General features: G+C 62.3%; 2 protein-coding genes. Both read left to right on the forward strand.

Annotation, left to right across the window (positions count from 1 at the left end):
- Nucleotides 1-513 (forward strand): hypothetical protein (locus tag ABX749_RS30340; protein ID WP_372899329.1); only part of this gene is annotated, 513 nt, incomplete at its 5' end.
- 226 nt (nucleotides 514-739) lie between these two features.
- A complete protein-coding gene (locus tag ABX749_RS30345; RefSeq protein ID WP_372899330.1) occupies nucleotides 740-2,194 on the forward strand; it encodes a hypothetical protein in 1,455 nt (484 codons plus the stop codon).
- Nucleotides 2,195-2,239: the final 45 nt, after the last annotated feature.

The raw sequence follows: 2,239 nt of genomic DNA on the forward strand, positions 1-2,239 counted from the left end.
ACCGGGTGCTCGACGCTCCCCTCGGCACGAGGGCTGGACCTGATGAACCCGGCGTCGAGCCTGCTGTCTCCCGGATCGGCTAAAAACACCTCGCCCTACCAAATGCTCGACGGCACCGCGCCGGCGACGGCGTTGTCGGGTCATGCCGGGCTGACCGAGGAGGCCTATCACAAGATCCGTGAAGCCAAAGCACAAAACGCGATCGTGCTGCAAGTCGCCGAAGACGAACAGCCCGTCCGTGTGCTGCCGCTGCCGCCGGGCCAAAAGAGCGTCTTTGTCAGTGAACTGCTGACCCAAACCGGCGTGCTCAAAAAGCTCGGCAACGTCCAGGCAACCCTCTACCGCCCCTCACCGGATTCGATTTCCGGGGTGCGGATGGAGATCCAGTTTGCCGACGACGGGACCGTCGACCCCACGACCGACTACGGATTGCGGCCCGGCGACCGGGTTCAGATCCAAAAGAAGACGACGACCGCCATCGAGAGCCTGGTCAACATGGCCCTGCGTCGCTAGTGCAGCTCAATTTCCGGGTAGTGGACGAGGCGACGAGTCCTCTGATTGAGGATGCCGCGAAAAAGGGGTCAGGTACCGTCAAACGAGCCGCTGACAAAGCTCTCGTGCGGACGAGGTGAACCACTGGAAGTCGGCTGTGGTGCTACGATAATATGAAGGCAATCCGCCGCGTTGTCTTTGCCCCACCCCTCCGTGCGATCCCGATCGGGTTGCTGGCGAGCCGTCCATGTCTGATATCGTCCATTGCCCGAAGTGCCATTCCGCCGTCACGGTCGGTGCGGCCCAAGCTGGCAGACGCGTGCAATGCCCCAGTTGCCTGAAGGAGTTCCTCGCCCCGTCTTCACTCGGTGGAGCCGGATCGAGCGCGGAGGATGAGGACTGGTTGTCGCTGGCCGATCCAGAGGAACTCACCGCGACACCCACCACATCCAAATCCGGATCACCAGCGGCCGCGCCACCAGATATCGACGACGACGACGACGATCTGTTCGGCGAGAATCCGTTCGTTGACGTCTCCGATGACGATGGCCTGGAGAGCGAATCGGATCCGGCAGACCTGTTCGCTGGACTGCCATCACTGGACGAACTGCCGGGCTTCGCGGCTGGTCCCGCAGCCGGCCCGACGACCAGTCCGGCGGCGGCCAAGCCGACCCCGACACCCGAAGCGGCCCCAACGATCGACCCGAACGAAGAGTTCCGGGTGACCTGCCCGATCTGTGGCAGCATGCTGTCGGCCAAAGCCAAGCAGACCGGAAAGACGATCAAGTGCGGTGACTGCTACAGCGAAGTCCGCGTCCCCAAGCCGCCGAGAAAGAAGACCAAGCCGCAGCGTGACGACAACGCGGAGACCTTTCAATTCGTCGAAACCGGCGCGACCGGACGGCCGGAAGATCCCTTCAAGAAAAGCGCCGACGAACTGCTCCGCGAGGCCGCTCGGGAGCCCGACGAGAAGCGGTCCGAACCGGCGTTCGACGCACCCAGCACCATCGGATGGTTCAAAACCGTCTTCGGGATCTTCGTCGACCCTGGAGTCATCAGCCATTTTTTAGGACTCTCGATCCTGCTGGCGATTCCTGCGGCCTTGACGGTCGCGGTGCCGGTCTTTGCGTTGGGCATGTTTCCGCTGGGATTACTCGGGATCACCCTGACGGTGTCCTGTGGATTCGCGATCCTGTTCGGCGTGGCCAACGAACATGACCGCATCGAAGACTGGCCGACGCTCGACCCGACCGCCTGGTTTGAATCGCTGTGGCTGGTCGTTGCGGCGACCGCGATCGCCGTGGGACCGGCCTACGTCATCGCCACGGTGTTTGGCGCCGACCCGGTGGTCAAGCTGGGTCTGGTGATGTTCTCGATCTATGCCGCGTTTCCGATCATCTTGCTTTCGATGCTGGACGAGCAATCGATCACGTCGCCCTTTTCCGCCGACATCAGCAAGAGCATCACGCGGTGCCAGGAAGAGTGGGGCGCGTTCTACTTTTCGACCGGACTCCTGTTTGCCGCCCTGTTCGGCTACTTCGTGATGTGCTCCCTCTCGCCGGCCAGCATCGCGATCGGCGTGATCCTGTCGATCGGCGTGGTGTTCATGTACTTCGCCATCCTGGGGCGGCTGGCGCTGGCGATCGGTGAAGTCGTTGACCTGACGGCCTTGGACACCGAGGACGACGAAGAGGAAGATTAGTCGGCAAGAAAGTGGCGTAAGCTTCCAGCTTGCGTTTCACAAGTG

The sequence above is a fragment of the Stieleria sp. genome (genome assembly GCF_041595215.1).
Taxonomy (GTDB): Bacteria; Planctomycetota; Planctomycetia; order Pirellulales; family Pirellulaceae; genus Stieleria; species Stieleria magnilauensis.

Excerpts from the sequence above, each read along its gene's own strand:
- ABX749_RS30345 (WP_372899330.1), top strand. The coding sequence starts at position 740 with ATGTCTGATATCGTCCATTGCCCGAAGTGCCATTCCGCCGTCACGGTC.